This is a genomic window from Spirosoma terrae (assembly GCF_010435915.1).
Classification (GTDB): Bacteria; Bacteroidota; Bacteroidia; order Cytophagales; family Spirosomataceae; genus Spirosoma; species Spirosoma terrae.
This window is the reverse complement of sequence record NZ_JAAFZH010000003.1, coordinates 58399-83378: the sequence shown is the minus strand read 5'-3', so window position 1 is coordinate 83378 and position 24980 is coordinate 58399. Positions and strand designations below refer to the sequence as shown.

The following is a 24980-nucleotide window of genomic DNA, read 5'->3' as shown; positions in this document are numbered from 1 at the left end:
ATAATATAGTATGTATGATGTATGATGTATGCTGTACGACCTGTCAAAAACGATGGTACGTCATCCATCTATCGCTACATATCTTGTAAATAGTCCAAAATCGTTTTGGGTGGCTGAACATGGACAGCCTGTATGCCTAACGCCTTGGCAGCCGTTATGTTTGCTGCGTTATCGTCGAAGAAAGCGGTTTCCTCTGCGTTTATGCCTACTTCAGCTAAAACATGGTTATAAATAGCGGGAGACGGCTTCGCCAACTGTACGTCATAGGAATAAAATACGCGTTCAAAGAGTTCCTCCAGCGTAGGCTGTCCCATACCAGCGAGCACCTGATTGACCCGTCGGATATGGATCGGGCTGGTATTGCTCAGTAAGAAAAGCCGGTACTCTTTCTTTAATTCTTTGATCCGCTCAATACGTTCAACGGGCAAATCCAACAGCACCGTATTCCACGCAGTATCGATAACCTCATCGGCCCAGGCATCATTCTTCAGCAATTGCCGCACGTGTACCCGAAAGGCCGAATCATCAATTAGTCCTGTTTCGTAATGATTAATGAAATCGTGTTGTTTCCAGAGCGCCCGCACTTCCTCTTCTGATACGTCAGCCATAATGGCGAAATTGCGAATAGGAGCCGTCAGATCGATGGGAATAATAACATCACCAAGGTCAAAAATGAGATTACGTATCATCAGGATATAAACTAAGATAACTGACTATTTACACTGATAGCCAAATCAATGTAGACTACCAGCATAAACAAAGCTTTATTTATTCAACAACAACGCCCATCGAACAGAACTTATCAATACGCTGATCAATACGTTCCTGAGGGGTCAGTTTGTCTAAGTCGGCGATTGCGTCAAGAATTACCTTTTTGAGGATATAGGCCATTTCCTGATGATCGTTATGGGCTCCTCCTACCGGTTCTTCCACAATGCCGTCAACCAGTTTGTAAAGCTCCATGTCCCGAGCGGTTAGCTTCATAGCTTCGGCAGCCTGTTCTTTGAAATCCCAGCTGCGCCAGAGAATTGTCGAGCAGTTTTCGGGAGAAATCACGGAATACCAGGTGTTTTCCAGCATCAGCACGCGATCGCCGATAGCAATACCGAGGGCTCCACCTGATGCACCTTCACCGATAACGATACAGATTACGGGCACTTTCAGCATGAACATTTCCTTCAGGTTGCGGGCAATAGCCTCGCCCTGCCCACGCTCTTCGGCCTCTAAGCCCGGAAAAGCGCCCGGCGTATCGATCAACGTAATGATTGGCTTATTAAACTTCTCGGCCAGTTTCATTAGACGCAGCGCTTTCCGATAACCCTCGGGATTAGGCATACCAAAGTTGCGATACTGCCGCTGTTTGGTGTTACGTCCCTTTTGCTGGCCAATAATCATGACAGTCTGATCGCCAAGATCACAAAAACCACCCACCATAGCCGGATCATCGCGAACCGTACGATCGCCGTGCAACTCAATAAACTGATCGCACATGAGCGAAATATAATCGAGTGTATAGGGACGGTCTGGATGACGGGACAATTGAACGCGCTGCCAGCGGGTAAGATTCTGGAAGATTTCGCGACGTAGTTTATCGATACTTTGCTCCAGTATGGTAACCGCTTCACTAACGTCAACGTTACTATTCTGGGCTAGTTTTTTCGTTTCTTCCAACCGGGTTTCCAGGTCGGCAATAGGCTTTTCAAAATCAAGGTATGTTCTCATCACAATCGTGAATTATGAATGACAAATGATACATGATACGCTACGTAAGTCAGACACAACGTATCATCCAGCACCCATCATTCATCATTTATAACTCAAATCGTTGTCCTTTTTTTGGAATAACAACCTGCGGATAGCCTTCTTCGGCTAACGTTGCCTTAAACGCTTCCATGCTTTCGTATTCTCCATGAACCAGGAAAATATTTTTAAGCGTTTCCGGCGATTGCGCCCCCACAAAATGCAGCAGGTCGTCGCGGTCGCCATGACCACTAAATACGTCTACTTTTTCGATATTGGCCAGTACCTGATGGTCTTTTCCTTTGATGCTCAGCGTTTGCTGGCCATTCAGCAAACGCCAGCCCAAGGTACCTTCGGCGCAGTAGCCGATAATCAAAATAGTTGAATAAGGATTGCTGATATTCTCGGCTACGTGGTATTCCACCCGACCGCCCTGCACCATTCCCGATGAGGAGATAATGATGCACGGTTCCCCGTAATTAGATACAGCTTTGCTGGCCTTGGATGATTCCAGGAACTGGAAATTCTGGAAATCAAACAGGGTTTCGTTATCCTCGTAAAATTCCCTGGCTTCCTTATTCAGCATTCGGATATGCTGTAAATAAATTTTGGAGCTTTCAAACGCCATCGGGCTATCAGAAAACACCCGGATAGGCGGAAAATTGCGTTCGGTATAGAGCCGGTTAAGTGTATACAACAAAGCCTGCGTACGTCCAACGCTAAAAGACGGAATGATCAGTCGGCCCGGAATATCGATACAGGTGCGTTGAATGATGTCGGCCAGCGCATCTTCCGGCGACATATGGTTCTCATGCAAGCGATTTCCATATGTACTTTCGCAGACCAGATAATCGACCGCCGGAACAGGAGCCGGATCAACCAGAAGCGGATAGTTTTTCCGTCCGATATCGCCCGAAAAGCAAATACTTTTCCGCTCCCCATTCTCCATTACGTTGATAACGATGTGGGCAGCGCCGAGCAAATGACCGGCCGGAATGAACGTAACATCGACGCCTTCTGTCAGTCGAAACCGACGATTGAAGGCAATCGGCACTACGTTCTCCATCGTTTCCCGAACCTGTTTGTCCAGAAAGAGGTCCTGCTGCATCTTTGCCTGCCGAGCTTTCACTTTCTGTTTCCGACTGACATTCAGCTCATTGATTCGCTTTTGATTCAGCGATGCTGCGTCTTTCAGGAGTACGTTCGTTAACGCAAAGGTTGGTTCCGTGCAAATAATTTGTCCTTCATATCCCTCACGATAGAGATTCGGCAAATTACCCGAGTGATCTACGTGAGCATGCGTTAGTAATACTACATTTATACTTGAAGCCTCAAACGGAAAAAATCCCATGTGAGGGCTCATTGGGGCGGGTTCGTCGGCCCCCGATTGACTAGTTGCTTTGGGTCGCTCCATATCCGACCCACAGTCAATCAGGATGCGGTAGTCATCCTCCAGTTCCAGCAGATACATACTACCTGTTACCTGCCGGGCCGCCCCCAGAAACGATAATTTCATGCGTACAGCTTAATAATCTGATTTCGTTTGTTCGATGTCTCGTAAAGGGTGGAGTTCAACACAAGTCAGGTGGTCGGTATTGTGTAAGTTTGCAAAAGTACAAAATAGACCTCGAATCGCCTAACCGTCTCCAGATGCACTTCATGCCTCGTTTATTCGGCTATTTATTCCTTTCACTTCTTCACGTATTGTCGTACCAGGCTGGTTTATGCCGGCCAACTATCCAGCAGTCAGACTCCTCCGATTCCTTAGCCATCCAGCGCTTACTCGCTCGCGTTGAGGCATTTCAATCAGGACCAGCCGCCCGTTTTGGTACGGTTGCCCTATCAGTTCGCCGGGTCAGCGACGGGGCTGAGATTATTGGTTATAATGCGCATCAAAGCCTTCCTTCGGCTTCAACCCTAAAATTAATAACAACGGCCACGGCCCTATCGGTTCTTGGACCTTCTTACACATATACAACAACCCTGGAGTATGATGGCATCATTAAAGACAGTATTTTAACAGGTAATATTTACATACGTGGATCGGGCGATCCTTCGCTGGGAACTTGGCGCTTCCCTAATTATTATGATTTAAGCAATCTGTTAAGCTATTGGTCGACAGCCATCAGAACTGCTGGTATTCGCCAAATCCAGGGGACTATTGTAGGTGATGCCAGCCTGTACCCTCAACTAACAACACCCGGCACGTGGCCCTTTGGTGATCTGGGCAATTATTATGGCGCTAGCTTAAGCGCGCTCAATATTAATGAGAATTTGTATCGCGTTTTTTTCAAGACTGGCAAAGCGGTCAATGTTCCTGCCAGCGTACTACGTACCGACCCGACAATTCCTTACGTAAACTTCTACAATAACGTAGTGACCGATGCGGCTAATACCGGCGATCAGGTTAACATTTATGGCGCTCCTTTCATCAATCAGCAATGGCTAACCGGAAAAGTACCCATCGGAGAACCCGCTAATGAGTTTAGCGTGAAAGGTGCTCTTCCAGACCCAGCCTATTTCGCAGCATTCGCCTTGAGCGAACAGCTTCGGCAGGATAGCATTCGTATTAGTGGTCCGCCCGTGTCGGTTGGTGGTGGGCTCCCCACCACTGTACTAACCAGCGGTAAACGTATCCAGTTAAATCAGCATCGCTCCCCTACATTGGTGGAGCTGGCTCAACAGACAAATTTTCAAAGCATTAATCTATATGCAGAAGCCCTGCTACGTACTACGGCGCTTTCACTGGATAAAACAGTACGTACTACAGAAGCCAGTATCGATGTGTTGTCTACCTTCTGGCGAAATAAGGGAGTGAATCTGGACGGCTTTCGTATTCGCGACGGAAGTGGTTTATCGACAGTTGGGGCTCTCACCGCCGATAACATGACCGGCATTTTAACGGCCGCCAGCCGCGAGAAAGCCTTTCCGCAATTTTACGAAACCATTCCTATTGTCGGGCAGACAGGAACGGTAAGAACGCTGGCTCGCGGAACAGCCGCAGCCGGAAACATCAGAGCGAAAAGCGGGTCGATTGAAGGGGTACGAGCCTATGCCGGTTACTTTACCGCTACCGATGGCGAACGGATGAGCTTCTGTGTTCTGGTCAATAAATTTACGCCTGGCCAAAACCGCACCGTAACCGCTGAACTGGAAAAGATTTTTGTTGGCCTGGTTGGCTTACGCGGCAAATAAGAACCCGGTAAACGTGATTTGGCAGTTGGTATGCCAAATCACGTTTAAAACAACTATACTTCGGACTCGTGGTCACACACCGTTACTACGTTAAACCAGTATTGTCCAATAGCCTGCGTAACCTCACTAAGCCGCTGAAAGGTGGGAGGTTTCGTAATAAAGCTATTGGCTCCATTGAAGTACGATGTTTCGATATCCTCTTTGGCATCGGACGTTGTCAGGACTACGATCGGAATATGCCGCAGCTGTTCACTGGCTTTGATTTCCCGCAATGCTTCACGTCCATCCTTGCGCGGCATATTCAGGTCGAGCAGTATTAACTCTGGCAACGTATGAGCAGCTCCTGTATATCGTCCCTGATAGTTCAGAAAATCGAGCAGGTCCTCTCCATCTTCTGCGAATGAAATACGACTGGCCGGATAATGTTGATGAAATGCTTCGCGAGTGAGGTAACGATCGTCCTCATCATCGTCAACTAGCAGAATATGAATAGGTCTCGGTTGGGTTTGATCGATCATAATCTTGTAGTGATTGGCTTTCGGGCAGAATCACAATAAATGTGGTTCCTTGTCCAGGTTGGCTACGGGCCGTAATGTAACCGTGATGAGAAACGGTTACGCGTTTACAGATCGCTAAACCGATTCCTGTGCCTTCAAATTCACTCTTACCGTGTAATCGTTGAAAAACTTTAAAAATATGCTCTAAATACTTCTCATCAAAACCAATTCCATTATCCTCAACCACAATCTCAAAGTATCGTCGACCAGAAATTAATTCAGGATAATCGGCGCCGTCAACGGGTCTGGATTGAATCCGCAACAGTGGTTTTACATCGGGTTTTGTAAACTTCAATGCATTTGAGATCAGATTGGCAAATAAATGATCCATCTGACTACTTATGGCATCAAGGACGGGCAACTCTCCAATTTCCACATCCACATCCAACCCTTTGATACGTAGCTCCTGATCATCTAAAATCCGTTGAATGATAGTGCCCAGCGCTACAGGTCTGAATATCTCCTGATGGCTTGAGATCCGGGAAAAATTTAACAGATCTTTAATTAGTTTTGACATTCGCTCCGCCGAATGAACAATTTTGTCCATGAACATCAGGCTATCGCCATCAAACAAATTGCCATAGCGATCGGTAATTAAATTCGCAAAGGACTGGATTTTACGAAGTGGCTCCTGCAAGTCATGACTGGCCACAAACGCAAATCGTTCCAGTTCTTCATTAGAGGCTTCCAACTGACGAATTTGTTCTTTTAATCTGGCTTCGTAGGCCCGAAGCTGGTCTTCATTTCGCTGCCGCCGAGCCAGTTCCTGTTCGTGCAAACGATAGGAAATTACCAGTGCCAAAAATGTAAGCAGCGATAAAGAAAAAATAATGATCAGCGTATTACGAAACGACCGGGCAGCCTGCCTGTTCCGTATTTCCATGAGTGTTCGTTCGGTATCAACCATCACGGAAATATGCCGACGTAATGCTTCCATCCGTTTCCTTCCCTCGCCACTCAGCTTCCGCTCCGAGATCTTATCAGTAGAAAGGGTTTTAACCCGCATCTGAGCGATCTCCAGCTTGGCACCTACCAGTGAGTCAAGGGTTTGTATCCGTCGAATCTGCAGTGCATTTTCACCCATCAATGTGTGCAGCTGGCTTAATCGACCGGGCAAAAGAGCAATAGCAGTTTGATAGGGTTCCAGATAAACGGAATCGTGGGTGATAATATAACCTCTTGATCCGGTTTCGACATCTTTCACCAGCGAAAGAATATTTTCCAGAGAGCCAACCACCTCGTATGTATGTCTGACACGCTCGGTATCTTCCCCGTACTGATTATAGCTATAAAAGGAAAGCGTAAAACCTGACGCAATAAGAACCATGGCGACAAAGAAACCCAACGCAATACGTCGGTTCATAATCTTCGGAGCAGACTGGTTTATAAACTTCATAACGCCAGGAAATCGATTGTCACAAATATAAAAAGAAACAAGCAAACCTATCTTTCCGATCGGTTATCCACACCATTCAGGAAAGATTAGTTGCTTACAAGGTTTCAACCACCAGATTATGGTTTGTATAGATGCACACATCGGCCGCAATATGTAAACTTTCGCGGACCATTTCTTCAGCCGATAGCGTTGAAGCGTGCTTTTTAAGGGCAATGGCAGCCGATTGGGCGTAAACTCCACCCGAGCCAATAGCGGCAATCTCACTGTCGGGTTCAAGAACATCACCCGTACCGGATACAATCAGTAAATCATCTTTGGAGGCCACAATAAGCATGGCTTCCAATTTACTCAGATAACGATCGGTTCGCCAATCTTTCGCTAATTCGATAGCAGCCCGCTTCAGGTTGCCACCATACGCATTTAATTTTTCTTCAAACCGCTCGATCAATGTAAACGCATCAGCAGTAGACCCCGCAAAACCCGCCAGAATCTTCCCTCCCATTAAAACGCGTACTTTACGAACATTACTTTTGGCAATAGTATTACCCATCGTCGCCTGTCCGTCGGCGCCAAGTGCTACCTGACCATTGTGGCGAATGCCAACGACCGTAGTAGCATGAATTTTCGGTTGCATGAACTTTAAGTTAGTGGTTTTTATAACGTACAAAAAGTCATTTGTGGTTCATGACCCTGCACTTTATAGTGGACTGTCTTTCCAACAGCTGATCAGATCCGCTATTCTTTTACCTCGGCAAACGGTATTGAGCGACTGATGCTTTCTTCCAGCGATATGAATGTTTCAGTACGTTGAATACCCGAAACTTTCTGGATTTTATCGTGCAGAACCTCCCGCAAATGTTGAGTATCGCGACAAACAATTTTTGCGAAGATGCTATAAATACCCGTTGTGTAATGGACGTTCACCACCTCCGGAATTTTTTCCAACTGTTCTGAAACTTCTCCGTACAGCGAACTTTTATCCAAATATATTCCCAGGTACGCGCTAATATCCCAACCTAGCTTTGTATGATCAATGACCAGTTGAGAGCCGCGTACCACGCCCATCTGTTTCATTTTGTTCATCCGCACATGCACTGTCCCCCCCGAAACAAAGATTCGTTTACCGATTTCTGTATAGGGCATATTGGCATCCTGCATCAATAAGCTTAAAATTTTCAGATCAGTATTATCAATTTCTAAATTTTTCTCGCTCATTCTTAGTTTGTCTTTGACGTTTATCAACAAAAATAGCTCTATTTTGAAGAGATTGTAAATTTTTTGAAATTTTTATATGAAATTTGCAATCAACAAGATCGACTTATTATATTTGCATTGTCAAGTTGATCGAGCGGGGTCACACGCCGATCTTCTTGATGTTTTTTTCCTCACACTGTAGGATGTCGAAATTGGCAGACGTGCCCTCCTGTCTCGGGGGTGGTGATAAAGGATAAACGCAGTATAATGCCGCCCGCAAGGGCGACTGGGGTTGACCACCAGAGTTGTATTGTGGCTAACTGCACCGTGGGCGGTTCGAGTCCCCCTCCTACAGCATTTGGTTTTTAGTTTGTTGATGAAGTGTAATTGAACACGCCGGCTCCAAGATGAGTCCGGCGTTTGTTTTTTTATGCGTATTTTTGCCGGTAAATTCGTTTGTGGGTTATTGTCTGGTTTATTATTTCAGCAGGTTGGTTTACTGAGCAACTAACGCCGACTTACTTTGAGCCAAAAACCATAAACATCAAGCATAATCTCTAAATAGCAATTCACCTACGTGAAGCATATCCGTAATTTTTGCATTATTGCTCACATCGACCACGGTAAAAGCACTCTGGCCGACCGATTATTAGAGTTCACCAAGACCGTAGGTGCCCGCGATATGCAGGCCCAATTGCTCGACGATATGGATCTGGAGCGTGAACGTGGTATTACCATTAAGAGCCACGCCATCCAGATGGAATACATGCACAAAGGCGAGCTTTACACGCTAAACCTGATCGATACGCCAGGACACGTTGACTTTTCGTATGAGGTGTCGCGGTCGATTGCCGCCTGCGAAGGCGCATTGCTGCTGGTAGATGCCTCACAGGGGACGGAGGCACAAACGATTTCGAATCTGTATCTCGCCCTGAACAACGATCTGGTCATCATCCCCGTCCTGAACAAGATCGACCTGCCCGGCGCCCGACCTGAAGAGATAAAGGATGAAATGGTAGACCTTCTTGCCTGCGACCGTGATGACATTATTCCGGCATCGGGGAAAGAGGGTATTGGCGTTCCTGAAATCCTGGCCGCCATTGTTGAGCGGATTCCAGCACCTCAAGGTGATCCATCAGGCCCGTTGCAGGCATTGATCTTCGATTCACACTTCAATTCATACCGGGGCATCGAGGTTATTTTTCGCGTTAAGAACGGCCGCATTCGCAAGGGCGATAAGGTAAAGTTCATGAACACTGGGAAAGAATATTTTGCCGATGAAGTAGGAACGCTCGGCTTAGACCAGGTTCCTAAAGATGCAATCGAATGTGGTGACGTAGGATATCTTATTTCGGGTATTAAAGTTGCTAAAGAAGTAAAGGTTGGCGATACCGTTACAACGATCGACAACCCAGCTAAGGCAGCCATCCAGGGGTTTTCTGAAGTAAAACCAATGGTGTTTGCCGGTATTTATCCAGTAGAGACCAGCGAATTCGAAGACCTTCGCGATGCGATGGAAAAGCTCCAGCTCAACGATGCTGCTCTCGTATGGGAACCCGAAACATCGGCCGCTTTGGGCTTTGGATTTCGTTGCGGATTCCTGGGCATGCTTCACATGGAAATTGTGCAGGAGCGCCTGGAGCGCGAATTTGACATGACTGTCATTACGACAGTACCATCGGTACGGTTCGAAGTAGCCACCACGAAAGGCGAGGAAATACAGGTATCGGCTCCGGCAGAAATGCCCGAACCAAATCTGATCGATTATATTGAAGAACCCTTCATCCGGGCGCAGATCATCACGAAATCGGAATATGTCGGTGGTATCATGAGCCTCTGTATGGATAAACGAAGTATCCTGAAAAACCAGGTTTATCTAACATCCGAACGGGTTGAACTTCAATTCGAAATGCCGCTAGCCGAAGTCGTATTCGACTTTTTCGATAAACTCAAGACGATCTCCCGTGGTTATGCCTCCCTCGACTATGAGTTTATAGACAACCGGGAGTCGGACATGGTAAAACTGGACGTAATGCTTAATGGCGACAAAGTCGATGCGCTCTCCGCCATTGTTCACCGGTCGAAGTCATACGAGTGGGGTAAAAAACTGTGTGAAAAGCTCAAGGAATTAATTCCTCGGCAGCAATTCGAAATTGCCATTCAGGCAGCCATCGGCCAGAAAATTATTGCCCGCGAAACGCTCAGTGCGCTACGTAAGGACGTATTGGCCAAGTGTTATGGTGGTGATATTTCGCGGAAACGAAAACTGCTTGAAAAGCAGAAAAAAGGGAAGAAACGGATGAGACAGGTCGGTAATGTCGAAATTCCTCAGGAAGCCTTTATGGCCGTTCTAAAAATAAACTAACCCGAAAGCCAGCTCCCACCAGGGCTGGCTTTTTTGCTTTTACTCGATACCGCTTGCAAGTAACATTATTCTTCATCTGCCTTTAAAAGCCACTAATACTTACTATTCTGACAAGCAGAACGTAGCCTAAAACCCTAAAAGCAGCATGATGTACCTTAAGAGACTGACCTTTGTAGTTGTTTCCCTTTTCACACTGATCACCGCTACCTGTTTTGCTCAGAACCAGGAACAGGCTGTTAACCAGGCAGTCGAAAAACTCCGGAAGCTGATGATCGACCCCGACAAGGCTGGTCTTTCCGCCATTGCATCGGATAAACTGAGCTATGGGCACTCTAGTGGCAAAATTGAGGATAAAGCGGCCTTTATGGAAGCCCTGCTCAGTGGCGAATCAGACTTTAAAACCATCGAATTAACGAACCAAACGATTTCAATCGTCGACAATACGGCGCTTGTCAGACACAACTTTTCGGCCGAGACCAATAATCAGGGTAAGCCCGGCCAGGTTAAAATATCGGTTTTGCTCGTATGGGTCAAACAAAAAGGAGACTGGAAACTCCTGGCTCGCCAGGCGGTGAAACTATAAGTAAAGTCTACTAGCGGTTAAACATCGAATTCGGATGAATCCTTTATTCGGTTGTTTAACCGCTAGTAGCCAATAAGAAAGCAATTCGGCATTCAATTTGCGGTAAAGTAATCAGCCCCACGATCGTACTGCAATGCGTATTCTAACCGTTATTATTCTTTTTCTGGGTTTTGTGATCCCTGCCCACAGCCAACTACGGGTCACGCCAATAAAAGCGCAGAAAACCGTATTCTCGATCAATGCCGCCGATGAAAAAACAGCCGCAGAGCTACCCGCAAAATTTACGGTAAAAGCGCATCAGGCTCGTAAAACATTCGAAGGGAAAAGCACACCGGGGCAGCCATACGTATTTATCCTAAACCGCACTGATACGTTAACCATCGTCACCCAAGTGTCAGGTTATTACGAAGCCGAAGAAGTGATGGTTGTCACCTGTGACACCTGCCCCGACTATGGGTACACGGTATTGCTGGAAAAAGAAGACCCTAAAGCCGATAGTATTTTCAGAAATCTACAGGTTAACCAGTCCTTCCGGCTCGACAATGTCTACTTCGATCAAAGCAGCTATGTTCTTCGCCCGGAGTCTTTTCCTCAGCTCAACAAGCTGGTCAAAACGCTGACAACAACCCCCTCGCTGGTTATTGAAATTGCGGGCCATACCGATAATGTCGGCGACCGTCGACTTAACTTATCGCTGTCCGAAAACCGGGCTAAAGTAATTCGCGGTTATCTCACCCGGCAGGGTATTGCCGAAAATCGACTGCGGGCCAGCGGATATGGCGACACACGTCCGGCCGCGCCTAATGACTCCGAAGACAATAAACGAAAGAATCGTCGTGTCGAATTCGTTGTTTTAGCGTTATAATAGCTGACATAACGAACAATGTACCGATGGCTTTTTTTGTTAAACCAGACTCTATAGTTCGCCGAATCTGGGGAGATGCCGATGTAATCTTATTGGTTTTTGCGGGCTCGGCCGCTGAATTTGCGCTGAACAAAGCCGTAGACTGGCTTTTTTTTACGGGAAAGCTACCAGCCGATCCCATTGGCCGTTTATTCTCGACGGTACGTTACGCCCAAGAGATCGTTTTTGCCCCCGAGCAACAGGCTCGTCAGGCCATTGCCCGCATGAGCGCCATCCACGGCGGTGTCGAAAAAAAGAGAGGCTATCAGATTCCCGACTGGGCCTATCGCGATGTGCTCTATATGCTGATCGACTATTCAGAACGCGCCTACCAAACGCTCCACCGCCCACTTACCGACGCCGAACGTACCGAATTATTCCAGACATTTCGTGCAGTCGGCGCTGGCATGAACGTACCAGATTTGCCCACCAACTACGCCGACTGGGCCATCGACCGGAAGGCCCACCTCGACCAGGATTTGGCACAAAGCGAATTCACGCATAAATTGTTTCGGCGGTATCGCGAGCAACTCGGTAACTGGCGCTATAATTTACTCAGGAGCGTACAGGCTATTTTGGTGCCAGAACAGGTTAACAGGCTATTAAATCTACCCCAAAAACCTTGGTTTACGGGTTCGTTCAGCTTGTATAAAATTCTGAATAGACTTGGCTTACGATCAATGGTACAACGAGCCTTATTACCAACCGAATACTTAACCCAAATTAGGAATTTAGATATAAAGCACTGATTTACGATGCGTTACCGATACGTATCATTGTTTTTCAGCACTCATCATCATGACTAATCAACCGATTACGACATCTGTTTTTGATTTATTTAAAGTCGGGCCGGGCCCATCGAGTTCACATACCATTGGACCGATGAAAGCTGCCTTCGACTTTCGGCAACGACTTTCCAGCTTAGAACCGTCCATTCAGCAACAGGCAGATGCCGTTCATGTACTCCTTTATGGCTCATTGAGCGCTACTGGCAAAGGTCATGGTACCGACCGCGCTATAGTAGCCGGTTTGTTGGGCTGGCAACCTGAAACGACAGATCCTGACGCTCTCCTCGATTTACTACGTGATTCGTCGGTTTCTTACCCCATACCGGTTGGCGAGAAAACACTGGAGTTAGAACCACAACACATTCATTTTGAGCGAAAACGGTATGATTCACCGTATGCAAACACGATGGTACTTCAACTCCGGCAGGGAGAACAGGTTCTGTATGAAGAAGAATACTATTCCGTTGGCGGTGGTTTTATTATCCGAAAAGGCGAACCCGACGTAGCGTCCGATAATCAGGACGTACCATTTCCCTATAGCTCAATGGCCGAACTGAAAGAACAGCTAAAAACCAATAATCTGACGCTCGACGAGTTGATGATACGTAATGAAATGGCCATCACAAACCGGAGCCGAGCCGATATCAACCAGCGTATCGATCAGATTCTTGAGTTTATGCACAAGGCTGTTCGGCGGGGGCTTCGTCATAAAGGTACATTACCCGGTTCCATTAAACTGACCCGAAAAGCCCCCATTCTCTACCAAAAAGCGAAAGGCATGAGCCAATCGTCAGACAGCTTTCTGATCTTTCTAAACGCGTATTGTCTGGCGGCCTCAGAAGAAAACGCAGCGGGCGGCATTGTCGTTACGGCACCGACCTCAGGGGCTTCGGGCGTTATTCCGGGTCTAACGTATTTAGCTAAACATCATTTTCACCACGATAAGCTAACTCTTCGTGGCGGTATGCTAGCCGCGGCCGCCATCGGCTTTCTGGTAAAACATAATGCCAGTATTTCTGGTGCCGAAATGGGTTGCATGGGCGAAGTGGGAACCGCTTCGGCGATGGGTGCCGCTTTCCTGACCCGTTGTGCCCAGCCCAATGGCTCGATCAGCGCCATTGAAGCTGCCGCCGAAATAGCGATTGAACACCACTTGGGCATGACCTGCGATCCGATCGGTGGTTACGTTCAGATTCCATGTATTGAACGGAATGCTATGGGGGCCGTGAAATCTTATAATGCCTTTTTGCTGGCCACCTCCGGAGCGGCTTCCGTACAGAAGATTTCGCTTGATGCAGTAGTGAAAGTGATGAAGGCTACCGGCCGCGATATGTCGACAAAATATAAGGAAACATCCGAGGCCGGGCTGGCGCTGAGTGCAACAGAATGCTAACTAAACAATTGTTGCATTCCGGTGTTCTTATGCTCAGTGCATTATTAAGTAAAAATTCTCATGGCAACTATTTATACACCACAGCAGCAGCGCGTCTTACTGATAACCAGTATACTCATCATTGCGGGTTTTATCATTGTTGGGCTAAGCGGCTATGCGTCTGCTTTTCTGGGTGCTGGTATTCTATACGTCGTTTTTCGTCCGTGGTTTACGGCACTAACCATTAAACGTAACTGGAACAAAACGCTGGTAGCTGCTTTGCTGATTCTGTTTTCGCTGGTCGTTATTATTCTCCCGTTTCTGACACTCAGTCTGATGCTTGTAGGACGCATTCAGTACTATAGTCAGCATACCGACGAAATTCTGAATCTGGTAAAAAAGGCAGAAGACATGACTGGCTACCAGATCACCAGTCAGCAAAACATACGTACCATCACGCAGCAGGCAGGGGGCTATGCCAGTCGACTGTTACCGTCTCTGGCGGGTGGAACACTCGACTTTATCGTGATTCTGGGCCTTATGTTCTTCACGATGTATTATATGTTCGTGCAGCAGGAAGATTTTCAGAAGGGCCTACAAAAATACCTACCTTTTAAGCGGGATACCCAGCGACAGTTAGGCGAATCGTTGAAGAACAATGTTAACGCCAATGTGCTTGGTCAAGCTCTGGTTTCCTTTGTTCAGGGTCTTCTAACGGGTATAACCCTGTGGATTTTCAACGTACCGGATGCGCCCTTCTGGGGCGTGGTCGGCTTCTTCCTGGCGTTTATTCCCCTACTGGGTACTCCGCTGGTATGGGGGCCAGCCGGCTTAATAAAACTCTCGCAGGGCGATACGGGCGACGCGATCGGAATACTGCTGGTTGGGGCTATTGTGATTGTCAATATCGACAATCTACTACGTATCATGCTCGCCAAACGTATGGGCGATATTCACCCGCTTATTACGTTAACCGGTATTGTACTTGGTGTACCAATTTTTGGAATACTGGGGTTAGTAATTGGGCCTTTACTACTCTCCTACTTCATTGTCCTGATTCAGGTTTTTGAACGGGAGAACAAAAAGCAGCGCGAAGAAGTCGCTCAGGACGAACAACGCGTAGAAGCTGCAGCCGAGAAACAAACGATAAGGCGATAGTTTTCTCCAATTAAAAACCAGCCTGCTACGTAGCGCAAAAGAGATTTGCGCTACGTAGCAGGCTGGTTTTTTTCATGTTAGTATTTTACTACTCATAGAAGCAGTAGTAATTAGTGTTTCGTACTGTATGAGTTCAAACTATACGTTTTATTTCCCTAAATACAGGTTAACCGACCATTGAAGACTTGGTTGCACCCAATCGGCACCAGTAAGCTTCCCTAGTTTTCCAACTCCTTCAAAGGATATACGTCGTCCTAAAGCATATTCAAGTCCAATTGCAACACTGTATTTAGCGGAATAATAGACAGGGGGACTTGGATATTCGTTGTCAAAATCCCACTCCCACACCTGAAAACGCCCATACGAAACCCCTATTGCCGAGAATCCCGACAGCAAGCCACCGTTCCACAAATAATAGCGCGCAAAAACACCTGCTTCCTGCCGATCAGAAAAAAAACTGTGATTTTCACCTTCTACACCCAACCAGGTACGATTAGCAATAAAATGGCCTGCTTTGGCAGTTACGCCTAAGAAGGTTGGCCCCGCGCCTAATAGCCACTTCCCTCGCAAATGCTGATTCACAGAAACAGCTTTCCAGTCATCAACTTTCGTTTTTGCACCAATCTGCCCCCAAGACACATTTACGGACAAGCCAGCCAATAAGACGACGAAATAGTATCTGTGAAGCAAAGATGACTTATTCACAATATGTATACTTTTTTTATCCGAATACAACTCAATGGCAAAGTTACCCGTATACTGTTAATTGAAAACATTCCGCAACCACAAGTCAATAAAAAAGCAAGGCTTGGGTAATTGTTGTCAATGCAACCAATTACCCAAGCCTTGCTTTTACCACGTATTGCCAGCTTACTGTCGCGTTACTTTGCTGGCCCCTGATGTTTCAGAATCGAGCGACCTAACCTGTCCTAAATTAACGTGGCTGGCCCCAGAAGCATCAACAGATGCCTTCTCGATATTCATGCTGGTGGCTTCGACTTTGCAGGCGCCACTCAGATCGGCATCGAACTGGTTGGCATGACCACGTAGCACGGTATTGGAAGCACCCGACATATCGAGGGATAACTTGTTAACTCTTCCGTCGAACACGGTCCGGCAGGCACCGCTCATACTGATAGACAAATCGTCGTACTTTTCGAACTCGGTGAGATTCGCTTTCGACGCACCCGATAGCTTTAGTTCGTCAATTGCTTTTGGCACTGTGATTGTCAAACCAATACGCTTGCGATTGCCCCATTTAAATAAGCCTTTGCCATCCAATGAAACGACCAGTTCATTACCATCAACCTTTACGCTGATATCTTCCAGATCCTTCTCGCGGCCATCAGCAACAACCTTATACGTATCGCCCTTCCGGAATCGAACCACAAACGCCCCGCTAACATCTACTTTCGAAAAATTGCTGGCATTAAACTGACGGGTATGATCGCCAATACGATCAAAATCATCGCCTAGCTCATTTCTTACGGCATCCTGAACATTATCCGTCAGGTCGGTTACGTCATTATCTTCATCGTTGTCCCGACGATCTTTTTCCCGAGGATAGTTTATACAGACCAAACCATCCTCCCGAGTGAACTTCCAGAGGCTGGACGCCATCCGGTCGATTTCTTTGCCGCCGAATTCATTGCGTATAAACCGGGCAAACTCTTCAGTCATGCGGAATGGTTTTTCGTAAGGAATCATCAGATCCATATCCAGATCCTGCGCCCGAAAATGCGCCCCTGGCCGAAGTTCAAGCGTATTATCGAAACGAACTACTGAGTCCTGAACGGCATACGAATAGTTGATCTGACGAGCATTGGCCTGTGCTTCTGCCCGGCTTGATCCCTGCGCCTTGAAGCGCTGCACCAGATTGATGGTTGTGCCATTGTAGCCCTGCAAATCAATGGATGGACGCCAGTTATCATTATCCAGGTCATTAATCGTGAATGTTGGAACGGCAGCTGGAACGGTTATCACTTTTGTTTCTTCTACCGTACCTCTGCGTTGGAAGCTGCTGATCAACGGCGTAACCGTGCCGCCAAATATAGCCAGAGCTACCAACCATACTCCGCCCACTGTCAGCGCGGTTCGGCTGCTTATTACGTTACGTGTGGTAATCAGCATAACACCCAGAATAGCCAACCCGAAGGCAGGAATAAAGCCAACCAGAAAAGCCGATAAAACCATTGGAAACGTAATATCGGACCGTATCAAATTAAACGGAACACTGCCAAAATTAGCACCAGTCTCAATGCCGATGGCAGCGCCCAGCACGGCCAGACAGGCAACCATAAAGGCAAAAGCAACAACCAGCATCAGGATTCCGGCAAAGACCCGGATAATGGTCAGTGTACCACTCATTAAAGGGCCAAGTGCGCTACCCAGGCCACTAATAATCATAGCAATAGCCCGAAATGGAAACAACAGAATGCGAGTCAGCGTACTTTCTGTATTGGGCGTGTCGGTAATATTCAGATTCTGCTTGATACTATGCTCAATGTTCGACAACGTAATGGGTTGCCCCTGCATTTCCATTTTTTCGGTCAACGTATTAGCCTGGGGTGATATAATCCACAAAACCAGATAGAGCAGAAAACCAACGCCAAAGAAGACAATACCCAGCACGAATAATAGTCGTATTACGCCCGTATCAACGCCAAAGTATGCGGCAATACCAGAAGCTACTCCACCGAGAACTTTGTCTTCGGGGTTGCGAAAAAATTTCTTGACGGTTTTATCCTCTTCAATCGTGGTAATACCCGGCAACGCAATCCACATAGCGATGTAGACGACGACGGCAAAACCGCCCAGGCCTCCGAAAAACTCATTATTCGACGAACCGCCCAAAGCAGGCAGACCTACTACCAGCAGAACGAAAATTAACCGGACCCATACTACGTCCATATTAAAGTAGTGGGCTAATCCGGCAGCAACTCCACCTAACGTTTTACGGCGCAGGTCACGAACCAACCGGCGAGGCCCGGTGTACGTAGCACCACCCGATGGCTGAGTATAAGCGCCCGTAGTACGTGATGCGTTCGGATCGGTGGCCCGAGGTCCCTGTCCTTGATTCTGGGCTGAATTACGGCCACCGGTTGTCACCAATACTTCTTCCTCTTCCACCGCTTCGAAGTCGGCAACCGTACCCATAGCGGCTACGAGTTCATTGACATCTTCCAGCGAAACGGCCTGCTTATCAGCCGCTTTTAGCTTGGCAAGCAGTTTTTCCGCAATCCGATTTTCGATATCGGTAACAATCTCCTGGCTGTCTTCGTAGCTTGAAAAGTACTGCTGGACAGATACCAGATAGTTTTTCAGTTTGTCGTAGCCATCCTCTTCTATATGGAAGATGACCCCACTTATATTAATACTTATGGTCTTTTTCATGGCGATAGAGAAGAGAATAGGCTAAGCGTTGGTAGATGGATTTGTAGGATCGGGAGAGCTACTAACAGCGACACTCCCATTGGCTGGTTTAGGATTCTGCTCGGTTTTGGTAACGATAGCGTTTACGGATTCGGCCAGTTCCTGCCAGGTTTCATTTAATGCACCCAGCGAGTTCTGGCCGAGTTCAGTGAGTATGTAATATTTACGCGGAGGCCCGGAAGTCGACTCCACCCATTTATAATCGAGCAGACCTGCATTTTTCAGGCGGGTAAGTAGTGGATATAAGGTTCCTTCCACCACCATAATCCGGGCAGAAGTTAGTTCATCAAGCATATCGGACGCGTAAACCTCGCCCCGCGATATGATGTGCAGTATGCAGAATTCCAGAATCCCCTTTCGCATCTGCACCTGGGCGTTTTCAATATTCATCGGTGTTTTGATGTTACGTATAATCTGCGGTAGCAGTTACGAATTTCGGAGTTAACAACTGGTAAAGCGGATTAACCACCGACGGGTAATTACAGTCCGAAATTCTTACATCAAAGGTAGCATAAGGTACTATGCGATGCAAGGTACCTTTTTAAAAAACTTATTTTTACCGGATCAATGGCAAAATAGTACGGATGAATGGTACGTAAGGTGCTGGAACGAGGAGCTGATTACCAAATAGGAATGCCTAATCTTACTCTTCCATCTACTTAACTATAAAGGACTTGGTAGGATATAATCTAGGAGCGCAAGAAATTACCCTCAACAACATGGAATCCACCAAGATTATTTTTTTTTGCTCTTCTACTAGTGCCCTTGAGTAGTATAGCTTGAAAATAGATCAATTCCGATGGTCGAAAAGAGATCGATTAAGCTAGGCAGTGCTGACGACGTTAGTAAGGCAATGGGAGTTAGTAAAGTCCGTAGTTAATGTACTCTTCAATACTAGGGTCTCTTTCTATCCAATAAATTGATGCAAAATTAGGTTTAGGATAGAATGGACATTAAATCGTATTCATGAAACTAACACAGGATTCGTCTACCTTCATTGATACATCCCAAAAATGGCTACACTAATTACAGTGTGCCCATTGACGTAACAGAAAAGAAAGTATGAAAATCAGTAAAAATGGATCACAGCCATCGACTATTGGCCCCGAGGCCTGGTTTACGGGTGCGGTGCGAATCGATCCTCTATTCTCGACAAAAGAATCAACGAAAGCAGCTGGAGCGCTGGTAACCTTTGAACCCGGAGCCCGAACCGCCTGGCACACGCATCCGGTTGGGCAAACGCTCATCGTTATTTCGGGTTTGGGGCGGGTGCAGCGCGAAGGCGGTCCCATCGAAGAAATTAATCCCGGCGATGTCGTTTGGTTTGAACCTAACGAAAAACACTGGCATGGTGCTTCGCCCACAAAAGCCATGAGTCACATTGCCATTCATGAAGAGTTGAATGGAGAAGTAGTTACCTGGCTGGAAAAAGTGAGCGATAGCGACTATTCTAAGTAAACAGGAAAGAGCGATAACAAAGATGAATAAGTCAAATAATCAATCACCGGTAGCCCATTCGGACATTTTCGAGCGGTTAAAAGCGGGGGAGCTTTTACGAAAAGACGATCCAGCGTATGACAAGTTTGCTGCCGTTGTGGCGCGAACCATCAAACTCTGTGTTCAGATGAATGCGACTGCCACCGATGTTGATCAGATGCGAAGTCAGCTGAGTGAAATCATTGGGGTTGAGATTGCCAGCTCAACGGCGATTTTTCCACCGTTCTACACCAACTTTGGCCAGTTTATTTCGCTGGGAAAAAATATTTTCATTAATCACGCCTGTTCATTTCTGGACATTGGCGGCATTACCATTGAAGACGACGTTCAGATTGGCCCCCGAGTTAATATTACCTCTGAAAATCACCCATTAGACCCCACTGATCGGCAAACACTCATTCCCAGGCCAGTCGTAATCAAACGTAACGCCTGGATTGGAGCGGGAGCAACCATTCTGCCTGGAGTAACCGTTGGCGAGAACGCTATTGTGGCTGCCGGGGCAGTGGTTAGCCGGGACGTACCACCAAACACCGTAGTTGCTGGCATTCCCGCCAGAGTAGTTAAGGATGGCCTCTGATGAATAGTCTACTATTTCAATCAGACATGGTAGTAGTCTCCCCCCAACTATCCTTATATCTTCTTCACCACAATAACTGCCTAATCCGTTTCAGGCATCGATACTCGTTGCCGTCAAAACTGGTTTTGATGGCATACCAAACGTACCCCAAATTAATCTTGAGTATCTTTGTTTCTGCTACCACAGCCATTAATCTGTCACCTGCCAGTAGCCTGACCCAACGTAGCACATAAATTGAGCAGTTTATTGATGAAAATCCTGTTAGTTGAAGACGAAGAACGGCTGGCTTCTTTTATCCGCAAAGGAATGTCGGCCGAAGGGTACGATGTCGAGATTGCTTACGATGGACGTATCGGACTGTCTTTGTTTCATAAGGATAGCTACGATACGATTATACTGGACGTCAATTTACCGCACATCAATGGTTTCGAACTCTGCCGGTTGATACGCTCCGAAAACGAAACTGTACCTGTACTCATGCTGACGGCACTAGATAGTCTGGCCGACAAATCGGAGGGTTTCAATGCCGGTGCCGACGATTATCTGGCTAAACCGTTTGAGTTTCAGGAGCTACTGCTACGTGTCAGGGCTCTGACACGCAGGCATACATCCAAACAAAAGCAACTGCTTCAACTGGCCGATCTGGAATTAAATCTGGATACCCAAACCGTTACGCGTGCGGGCAAACGTATTGATCTGACCACCCGCGAATATGCGCTCATGGAATACCTGATGCAGAACAAAGGGAAAATAATTTCCCGCGTGGATATCAGCGAACGGGTCTGGAATCTGAATTTTGACAGCAATACCAACGTTATTGACGTATATATCAGTTATCTGCGCAAAAAAATTGATAAAGGTTTTTCACCCAAATTACTCCATACTATCGTAGGTATGGGATACGTACTTCGGGAAGGGTGAGAAAAAATGTATGATATATGGGGTATGATGTATTCCATTATATCTCATACATCATACCCCATATATCATACATTCTATACACTTCCATGCTTATTCGGAACCGCCTGACAATCATTTTCACGTTGCTGGCTACGGCCATTCAGGTCATGCTATCGTTGTTGGTGTGGTACTTCTATTCACTCTATCGGCAGGAAGAATTTTATAGCCGGCTGGAAAGTAAAGCCCGCGTAGCCGGACGAGTGCTTATTTCCCGACGTCATCTTCACGACGATTTCTTTAAGAACATGGTACGTACTGATTTGCTGACCATCGTTGAAGAGCAAATCAGCATTTACGATATCCGCCATAAACTCGTATTCACCAACCGAACCTTAAAAGAATCGGACTACTATAAAGAGAAAATTCCGTTACTATCGTCAACCGATTCGCCATTTGAGTTCAGAAGCGGCCATCTTGAATCGATTGTAATGCCTTATAAAGACCGAGGTCAATTGTTTTACATTTTTGCTTCGGGTTACGACCGAATTGGCTTTGCCAAGCTGGGTACGTTACAACAGATTTTACTGCTGGCTAACCTACTCGGTTTTGCGTTGATCGTTCTGGCGGGTTGGTACTTTTCGGGGCGGGTGCTAAAACCCATTTCACGGATTGTCGATGAAGTGGAGCAGATAACAGCCCGACACCTGCATATGCGGGTGAATGAAGGAAACCGTCGTGACGAAATTGCCCAGCTCGCCATGACGTTCAACCAGATGCTTTTTCGACTGGAAGATGCCTTTGTATCGCAGCGTAGCTTCGTCTCGCATGCCTCTCACGAGCTACGAACGCCACTAACCAACACGCTGGGGACTCTGGAAACGTCTGTCCGATACGATCAAAATCCTGCCGACTGGCGCGAGAGTATGGAAGTTGCCATCGAAGAATTAAAGAAAGTGATTGCCTTAACGAATGGCTTACTTGGTTTAGCCAAGGTTACGGATGCTGCTGTTGCGCTGACTGCCGTTCAGGTCGATGATTGCCTACTCTCCGCCATTGGACAGGTTCAATCCAAATACCCGGATCGAAGTTTACCACTTCGGTTCATGACCAGCGAAGACGAATCCTTTACCGTAAAAGGCAATGCAACCCTGTTAACAACGGCTTTTTTGAATGTGCTCGATAATGCCTGCAAATACTCCAGCGAGGCCGTTTCGGTACAACTTCAGACCAAGAATGAGCAAATCACCGTAGTTGTTACGGATAAAGGGCGCGGCATTTCGCAGCACGATGCGGCTCACATTCTGGACCCACTTTATCGAGGAAAGAACGTAGAAGGTGTTCCAGGCTATGGTATTGGTTTAGCCGTAACCCAGAAGATTATCGAACTCCATCAGGGAACACTTCAAATTGCCTCTAAAGAAAACCAAGGCACTTCGGTAACGATTGATTTGCCCGGTCAGCTATAAGGTTTTTCATCCCTTTTTAATCTTAATTAATTACTCGCCTACTGGATTATCTAATAGGTTGTCAGTACACAACAGCCGGGCACGCCGGCATTTTATGCCTAAACTGCAAAAAAATATAACATTTACAACAAACCTTTCATCCGGAGAATAGATTTTATACTGCTGCGAGCAATCAGATGTGGCCAACCAAGAAATCTAGCTTAAAAACAGATTAAATATGCTCCTAATGGCCAGAAAGAGCATTTGAACTTTTCTAATATCTTCTAATTTCCTTTTTACACTGTTTTAATGTTGTTACGCTTGCTTTGTCTCAAGGCAAAACAGACACAAGCGATGCAACGACGGAATTTTCCTTCGATTTTGCTTTTCGGCTTTGGGTTGGCACTGGCCCTTTCACTACTGTTCAACGGTTATCTGTTGTACGAGCAAAGCCACCAGCGAAACCTATATGAATACGAATTAGGCACGATTAGTCATCCAACCGATCTCGATCTGGTATTCTGGCAACAGCAGCTTTCTGACTGTAAGCGGGCTAACCAGCAAAAAGATAGCTTGATTCACCGATTAGAGCAGGCTCCTAATGCTCCTCCCGAGCAGGCGATCACCGCTCAGCATAAATCATCAAACTAACACAACTCCCGAACTCGGACGGGACAAGGCCAGATTACCAAATAGGCCAGCAGTCAATAAACAAGCCGAGACCTACCTCTTACAATCTATCAAACCAGGTGCGAGTAAACATTAAGATCCTTATGAAGAAAATCCTCATGCTCATGCTGATGAGCTTATGTGCTTTGTTTGGCTATACCAGCTGTTCACACAAAGAAGAAGAAAAAGAAGAAGAGGTTAAGTTTTCAGTAACTAGCCCGCTGCAGAAAGACACGACGATTACGAATCAGTACGTATGTCAAATTCGCTCTATCCAGCACATCGAAGTAAGAGCGCTGGAGAAAGGTTATCTACAGAAAATTTTTGTCGACGAAGGTCAATACGTTAGAAAAGGACAGATCATGTTCCAGATTCTGCCGATTCAGTATCAGGCCGAATTACAGAAAGCGGAGGCCGAAGCCAATTTCGTAGCTGTTGAATACAACAACACGAAATCGCTGGCCGATAGCAACATTGTTTCGAAAAATGAACTAGCCCTGGCAAAAGCTAAACTGGACAAAGCTAAAGCAGAAGTATCGCTGGCCAAAGTACACCTTGGTTTCACCGAGGTGAGAGCCCCTTTCGATGGTATTATGGACCATTTCCAGGTTCGGCTCGGAAGCCTTGTGAACGAAGGCGATCTGCTCACTACGTTGTCGGACAACAGCAAAATGTGGGTATACTTCAACGTACCGGAAGCCGAATATCTGAATTATAAAACCCACGCCCAGCAGGAAAACCTGAATAACGTAAACCTGCTGATGGCCAACAATCAGGTGTTTGGTCATCCAGGTGTCGTGCAAACCATTGAGGCCGATTTCAACAACGAAACCGGTAACATCGCTTTCCGTGCTACGTTCCCCAACCCCAATGGACTGCTACGTCATGGCGAAACTGGTAATATCCAGATGACATTGCCGCTCAAAAACGCCATGATTATTCCGCAGAAAGCCACCTTCGAAGTGCTGGAAAAGAAGTATGTGTATGTGGTGGATAAGGAGAATAAAATCCGCTCCAGAGAGATCACCATTGCCTCTGAACTACCTCACATTTTTGTCGTAAAGAGTGGCCTGGAACCAACAGACAAAATCCTGCTGGAAGGCTTACGCCAGGTTAAGGAAAACCAAAAGATAGACTATAAATTCCTGGCGCCTGCTTCTGTCATCTCGCACCTAGATCTGTACGCTGAATAATTAGCTAGTCCCCAA

23 protein-coding genes are annotated in these 24980 nt (G+C 46.6%); 13 read left to right on the top strand and 10 right to left on the bottom strand.

The annotated features are described in order from the left end of the window. Positions 1 to 74: 74 nt before the first annotated feature. From GK108_RS08305 to GK108_RS08295, 3 genes are all read right to left on the bottom strand, one after another. The gene (locus GK108_RS08305; protein ID WP_163945715.1) at positions 75 to 689 is read right to left on the bottom strand and encodes an HAD family hydrolase; all 615 of its coding nucleotides are present in this window, start codon (positions 687 to 689) and stop codon (positions 75 to 77) included. A gap of 79 nt (positions 690 to 768) precedes the next feature. Further along, positions 769 to 1722: an acetyl-CoA carboxylase carboxyltransferase subunit alpha gene (locus GK108_RS08300; protein ID WP_163945712.1), complete on the bottom strand. Its 954-nt coding sequence runs from the start codon at positions 1720 to 1722 to the stop codon at positions 769 to 771. Between the two features lie 88 nt (positions 1723 to 1810). Next, the gene (locus GK108_RS08295) at positions 1811 to 3256 is read right to left on the bottom strand and encodes an MBL fold metallo-hydrolase RNA specificity domain-containing protein (RefSeq protein ID WP_163945709.1); all 1446 of its coding nucleotides are present in this window, start codon (positions 3254 to 3256) and stop codon (positions 1811 to 1813) included. Between the two features lie 143 nt (positions 3257 to 3399). Between GK108_RS08295 and dacB the strand changes: the two genes are divergently transcribed. Beyond that, positions 3400 to 4935 carry a D-alanyl-D-alanine carboxypeptidase/D-alanyl-D-alanine endopeptidase gene (gene dacB / locus GK108_RS08290; protein ID WP_246224756.1) on the top strand — a complete coding sequence of 512 codons (1536 nt, stop codon included), beginning with the start codon at positions 3400 to 3402 and terminating at the stop codon, positions 4933 to 4935. A gap of 53 nt (positions 4936 to 4988) precedes the next feature. On the opposite strand, the gene GK108_RS08285 is transcribed toward dacB, so the two are convergent. From GK108_RS08285 to GK108_RS08270, 4 genes are all read right to left on the bottom strand, one after another. After that, complete coding sequence (locus GK108_RS08285) at positions 4989 to 5453, bottom strand: response regulator (RefSeq protein ID WP_163945707.1); 465 nt, start codon at positions 5451 to 5453, stop codon at positions 4989 to 4991. Further along, positions 5407 to 6888, bottom strand: a complete 1482-nt coding sequence (locus GK108_RS08280; RefSeq protein ID WP_246224755.1) for a sensor histidine kinase — start codon at positions 6886 to 6888, stop codon at positions 5407 to 5409. The genes GK108_RS08285 and GK108_RS08280 overlap by 47 nt, the downstream gene beginning before the upstream one ends. 94 nt (positions 6889 to 6982) lie before the next feature. Next, the gene (hslV, locus tag GK108_RS08275) at positions 6983 to 7522 is read right to left on the bottom strand and encodes an ATP-dependent protease subunit HslV (protein ID WP_163945704.1); all 540 of its coding nucleotides are present in this window, start codon (positions 7520 to 7522) and stop codon (positions 6983 to 6985) included. Positions 7523 to 7623: 101 nt separating this feature from the next. Beyond that, positions 7624 to 8103 (bottom strand): Lrp/AsnC ligand binding domain-containing protein, encoded by a 480-nt coding sequence (locus tag GK108_RS08270; protein WP_163945701.1) that lies wholly within the window; start codon positions 8101 to 8103, stop codon positions 7624 to 7626. Between the two features lie 556 nt (positions 8104 to 8659). Here GK108_RS08270 and lepA point away from each other — a divergent pair. From lepA to GK108_RS08240, 6 genes are all read left to right on the top strand, one after another. Beyond that, positions 8660 to 10447 (top strand): translation elongation factor 4, encoded by a 1788-nt coding sequence (lepA, locus tag GK108_RS08265; RefSeq protein ID WP_163945698.1) that lies wholly within the window; start codon positions 8660 to 8662, stop codon positions 10445 to 10447. Between the two features lie 145 nt (positions 10448 to 10592). Beyond that, positions 10593 to 11030, top strand: coding sequence for a nuclear transport factor 2 family protein (locus tag GK108_RS08260; RefSeq protein ID WP_394366273.1), 438 nt, complete (start codon positions 10593 to 10595; stop codon positions 11028 to 11030). 133 nt (positions 11031 to 11163) lie between these two features. After that, on the top strand, positions 11164 to 11895 hold the full coding sequence (locus GK108_RS08255; protein WP_163945695.1) for an OmpA family protein: 732 nt from the start codon (positions 11164 to 11166) through the stop codon (positions 11893 to 11895). Positions 11896 to 11921: 26 nt separating this feature from the next. Further along, a complete protein-coding gene (locus tag GK108_RS08250) occupies positions 11922 to 12683 on the top strand; it encodes an oxygenase MpaB family protein (protein ID WP_163945681.1) in 762 nt (253 codons plus the stop codon). 49 nt (positions 12684 to 12732) lie between these two features. Then, positions 12733 to 14115, top strand: coding sequence for an L-serine ammonia-lyase (locus tag GK108_RS08245; protein WP_163945678.1), 1383 nt, complete (start codon positions 12733 to 12735; stop codon positions 14113 to 14115). A gap of 60 nt (positions 14116 to 14175) precedes the next feature. Continuing rightward, complete coding sequence (locus GK108_RS08240; RefSeq protein ID WP_163945675.1) at positions 14176 to 15252, top strand: AI-2E family transporter; 1077 nt, start codon at positions 14176 to 14178, stop codon at positions 15250 to 15252. A 147-nt stretch (positions 15253 to 15399) separates the two neighbouring features. On the opposite strand, the gene GK108_RS08235 is transcribed toward GK108_RS08240, so the two are convergent. The 3 genes from GK108_RS08235 to GK108_RS08225 form a co-directional block, all read right to left on the bottom strand. Beyond that, positions 15400 to 15957 carry a hypothetical protein gene (locus tag GK108_RS08235; protein WP_163945672.1) on the bottom strand — a complete coding sequence of 186 codons (558 nt, stop codon included), beginning with the start codon at positions 15955 to 15957 and terminating at the stop codon, positions 15400 to 15402. 165 nt (positions 15958 to 16122) lie between these two features. Continuing rightward, positions 16123 to 18645: a PspC domain-containing protein gene (locus GK108_RS08230; protein WP_163945669.1), complete on the bottom strand. Its 2523-nt coding sequence runs from the start codon at positions 18643 to 18645 to the stop codon at positions 16123 to 16125. A 21-nt stretch (positions 18646 to 18666) separates the two neighbouring features. Further along, positions 18667 to 19074 carry a PadR family transcriptional regulator gene (locus tag GK108_RS08225; RefSeq protein WP_163945666.1) on the bottom strand — a complete coding sequence of 136 codons (408 nt, stop codon included), beginning with the start codon at positions 19072 to 19074 and terminating at the stop codon, positions 18667 to 18669. Positions 19075 to 19746: 672 nt separating this feature from the next. Here GK108_RS08225 and GK108_RS08220 point away from each other — a divergent pair. The 6 genes from GK108_RS08220 (at position 19747) to GK108_RS08195 (ending at position 24965) form a co-directional block, all read left to right on the top strand. After that, positions 19747 to 20142 (top strand): (R)-mandelonitrile lyase, encoded by a 396-nt coding sequence (locus GK108_RS08220; RefSeq protein WP_163945663.1) that lies wholly within the window; start codon positions 19747 to 19749, stop codon positions 20140 to 20142. A gap of 22 nt (positions 20143 to 20164) precedes the next feature. Further along, complete coding sequence (locus GK108_RS08215) at positions 20165 to 20758, top strand: sugar O-acetyltransferase (RefSeq protein WP_163945660.1); 594 nt, start codon at positions 20165 to 20167, stop codon at positions 20756 to 20758. Between the two features lie 249 nt (positions 20759 to 21007). Beyond that, on the top strand, positions 21008 to 21679 hold the full coding sequence (locus GK108_RS08210) for a response regulator (RefSeq protein ID WP_163945658.1): 672 nt from the start codon (positions 21008 to 21010) through the stop codon (positions 21677 to 21679). An 86-nt stretch (positions 21680 to 21765) separates the two neighbouring features. Continuing rightward, entirely contained in the window at positions 21766 to 23124 is a 1359-nt protein-coding gene (locus tag GK108_RS08205; protein ID WP_163945654.1) for a sensor histidine kinase, read from the top strand. A gap of 333 nt (positions 23125 to 23457) precedes the next feature. Then, positions 23458 to 23754: a hypothetical protein gene (locus GK108_RS08200; protein ID WP_163945651.1), complete on the top strand. Its 297-nt coding sequence runs from the start codon at positions 23458 to 23460 to the stop codon at positions 23752 to 23754. A gap of 122 nt (positions 23755 to 23876) precedes the next feature. Beyond that, complete coding sequence (locus tag GK108_RS08195) at positions 23877 to 24965, top strand: efflux RND transporter periplasmic adaptor subunit (RefSeq protein WP_163945648.1); 1089 nt, start codon at positions 23877 to 23879, stop codon at positions 24963 to 24965. The last annotated feature ends 15 nt before the right edge of the window (positions 24966 to 24980 follow it).

Bases quoted from the DNA above. Each gene is read 5' to 3' on its own strand.
- GK108_RS08215 (WP_163945660.1), top strand. From the start codon at position 20,165: ATGAATAAGTCAAATAATCAATCACCGGTAGCCCATTCGGACATTTTC.
- dacB (WP_246224756.1), top strand. From the start codon at position 3,400: ATGCCTCGTTTATTCGGCTATTTATTCCTTTCACTTCTTCACGTATTG.
- GK108_RS08255 (WP_163945695.1), top strand. From the start codon at position 11,164: ATGCGTATTCTAACCGTTATTATTCTTTTTCTGGGTTTTGTGATCCCT.
- GK108_RS08230 (WP_163945669.1), bottom strand. From the start codon at position 18,645: ATGAAAAAGACCATAAGTATTAATATAAGTGGGGTCATCTTCCATATA.
- GK108_RS08260 (WP_394366273.1), top strand. From the start codon at position 10,593: ATGATGTACCTTAAGAGACTGACCTTTGTAGTTGTTTCCCTTTTCACA.
- GK108_RS08285 (WP_163945707.1), bottom strand. From the start codon at position 5,453: ATGATCGATCAAACCCAACCGAGACCTATTCATATTCTGCTAGTTGAC.
- GK108_RS08250 (WP_163945681.1), top strand. From the start codon at position 11,922: ATGGCTTTTTTTGTTAAACCAGACTCTATAGTTCGCCGAATCTGGGGA.
- GK108_RS08200 (WP_163945651.1), top strand. From the start codon at position 23,458: ATGCAACGACGGAATTTTCCTTCGATTTTGCTTTTCGGCTTTGGGTTG.
- GK108_RS08270 (WP_163945701.1), bottom strand. From the start codon at position 8,103: ATGAGCGAGAAAAATTTAGAAATTGATAATACTGATCTGAAAATTTTA.
- GK108_RS08240 (WP_163945675.1), top strand. From the start codon at position 14,176: ATGGCAACTATTTATACACCACAGCAGCAGCGCGTCTTACTGATAACC.
- GK108_RS08225 (WP_163945666.1), bottom strand. From the start codon at position 19,074: ATGAATATTGAAAACGCCCAGGTGCAGATGCGAAAGGGGATTCTGGAA.
- GK108_RS08245 (WP_163945678.1), top strand. From the start codon at position 12,733: ATGACTAATCAACCGATTACGACATCTGTTTTTGATTTATTTAAAGTC.
- GK108_RS08210 (WP_163945658.1), top strand. From the start codon at position 21,008: ATGAAAATCCTGTTAGTTGAAGACGAAGAACGGCTGGCTTCTTTTATC.
- GK108_RS08205 (WP_163945654.1), top strand. From the start codon at position 21,766: ATGCTTATTCGGAACCGCCTGACAATCATTTTCACGTTGCTGGCTACG.
- GK108_RS08280 (WP_246224755.1), bottom strand. From the start codon at position 6,888: ATGAAGTTTATAAACCAGTCTGCTCCGAAGATTATGAACCGACGTATT.
- hslV (WP_163945704.1), bottom strand. From the start codon at position 7,522: ATGCAACCGAAAATTCATGCTACTACGGTCGTTGGCATTCGCCACAAT.
- GK108_RS08195 (WP_163945648.1), top strand. From the start codon at position 23,877: ATGAAGAAAATCCTCATGCTCATGCTGATGAGCTTATGTGCTTTGTTT.
- GK108_RS08305 (WP_163945715.1), bottom strand. From the start codon at position 689: ATGATACGTAATCTCATTTTTGACCTTGGTGATGTTATTATTCCCATC.
- GK108_RS08220 (WP_163945663.1), top strand. From the start codon at position 19,747: ATGAAAATCAGTAAAAATGGATCACAGCCATCGACTATTGGCCCCGAG.
- GK108_RS08295 (WP_163945709.1), bottom strand. From the start codon at position 3,256: ATGAAATTATCGTTTCTGGGGGCGGCCCGGCAGGTAACAGGTAGTATG.
- GK108_RS08300 (WP_163945712.1), bottom strand. From the start codon at position 1,722: ATGAGAACATACCTTGATTTTGAAAAGCCTATTGCCGACCTGGAAACC.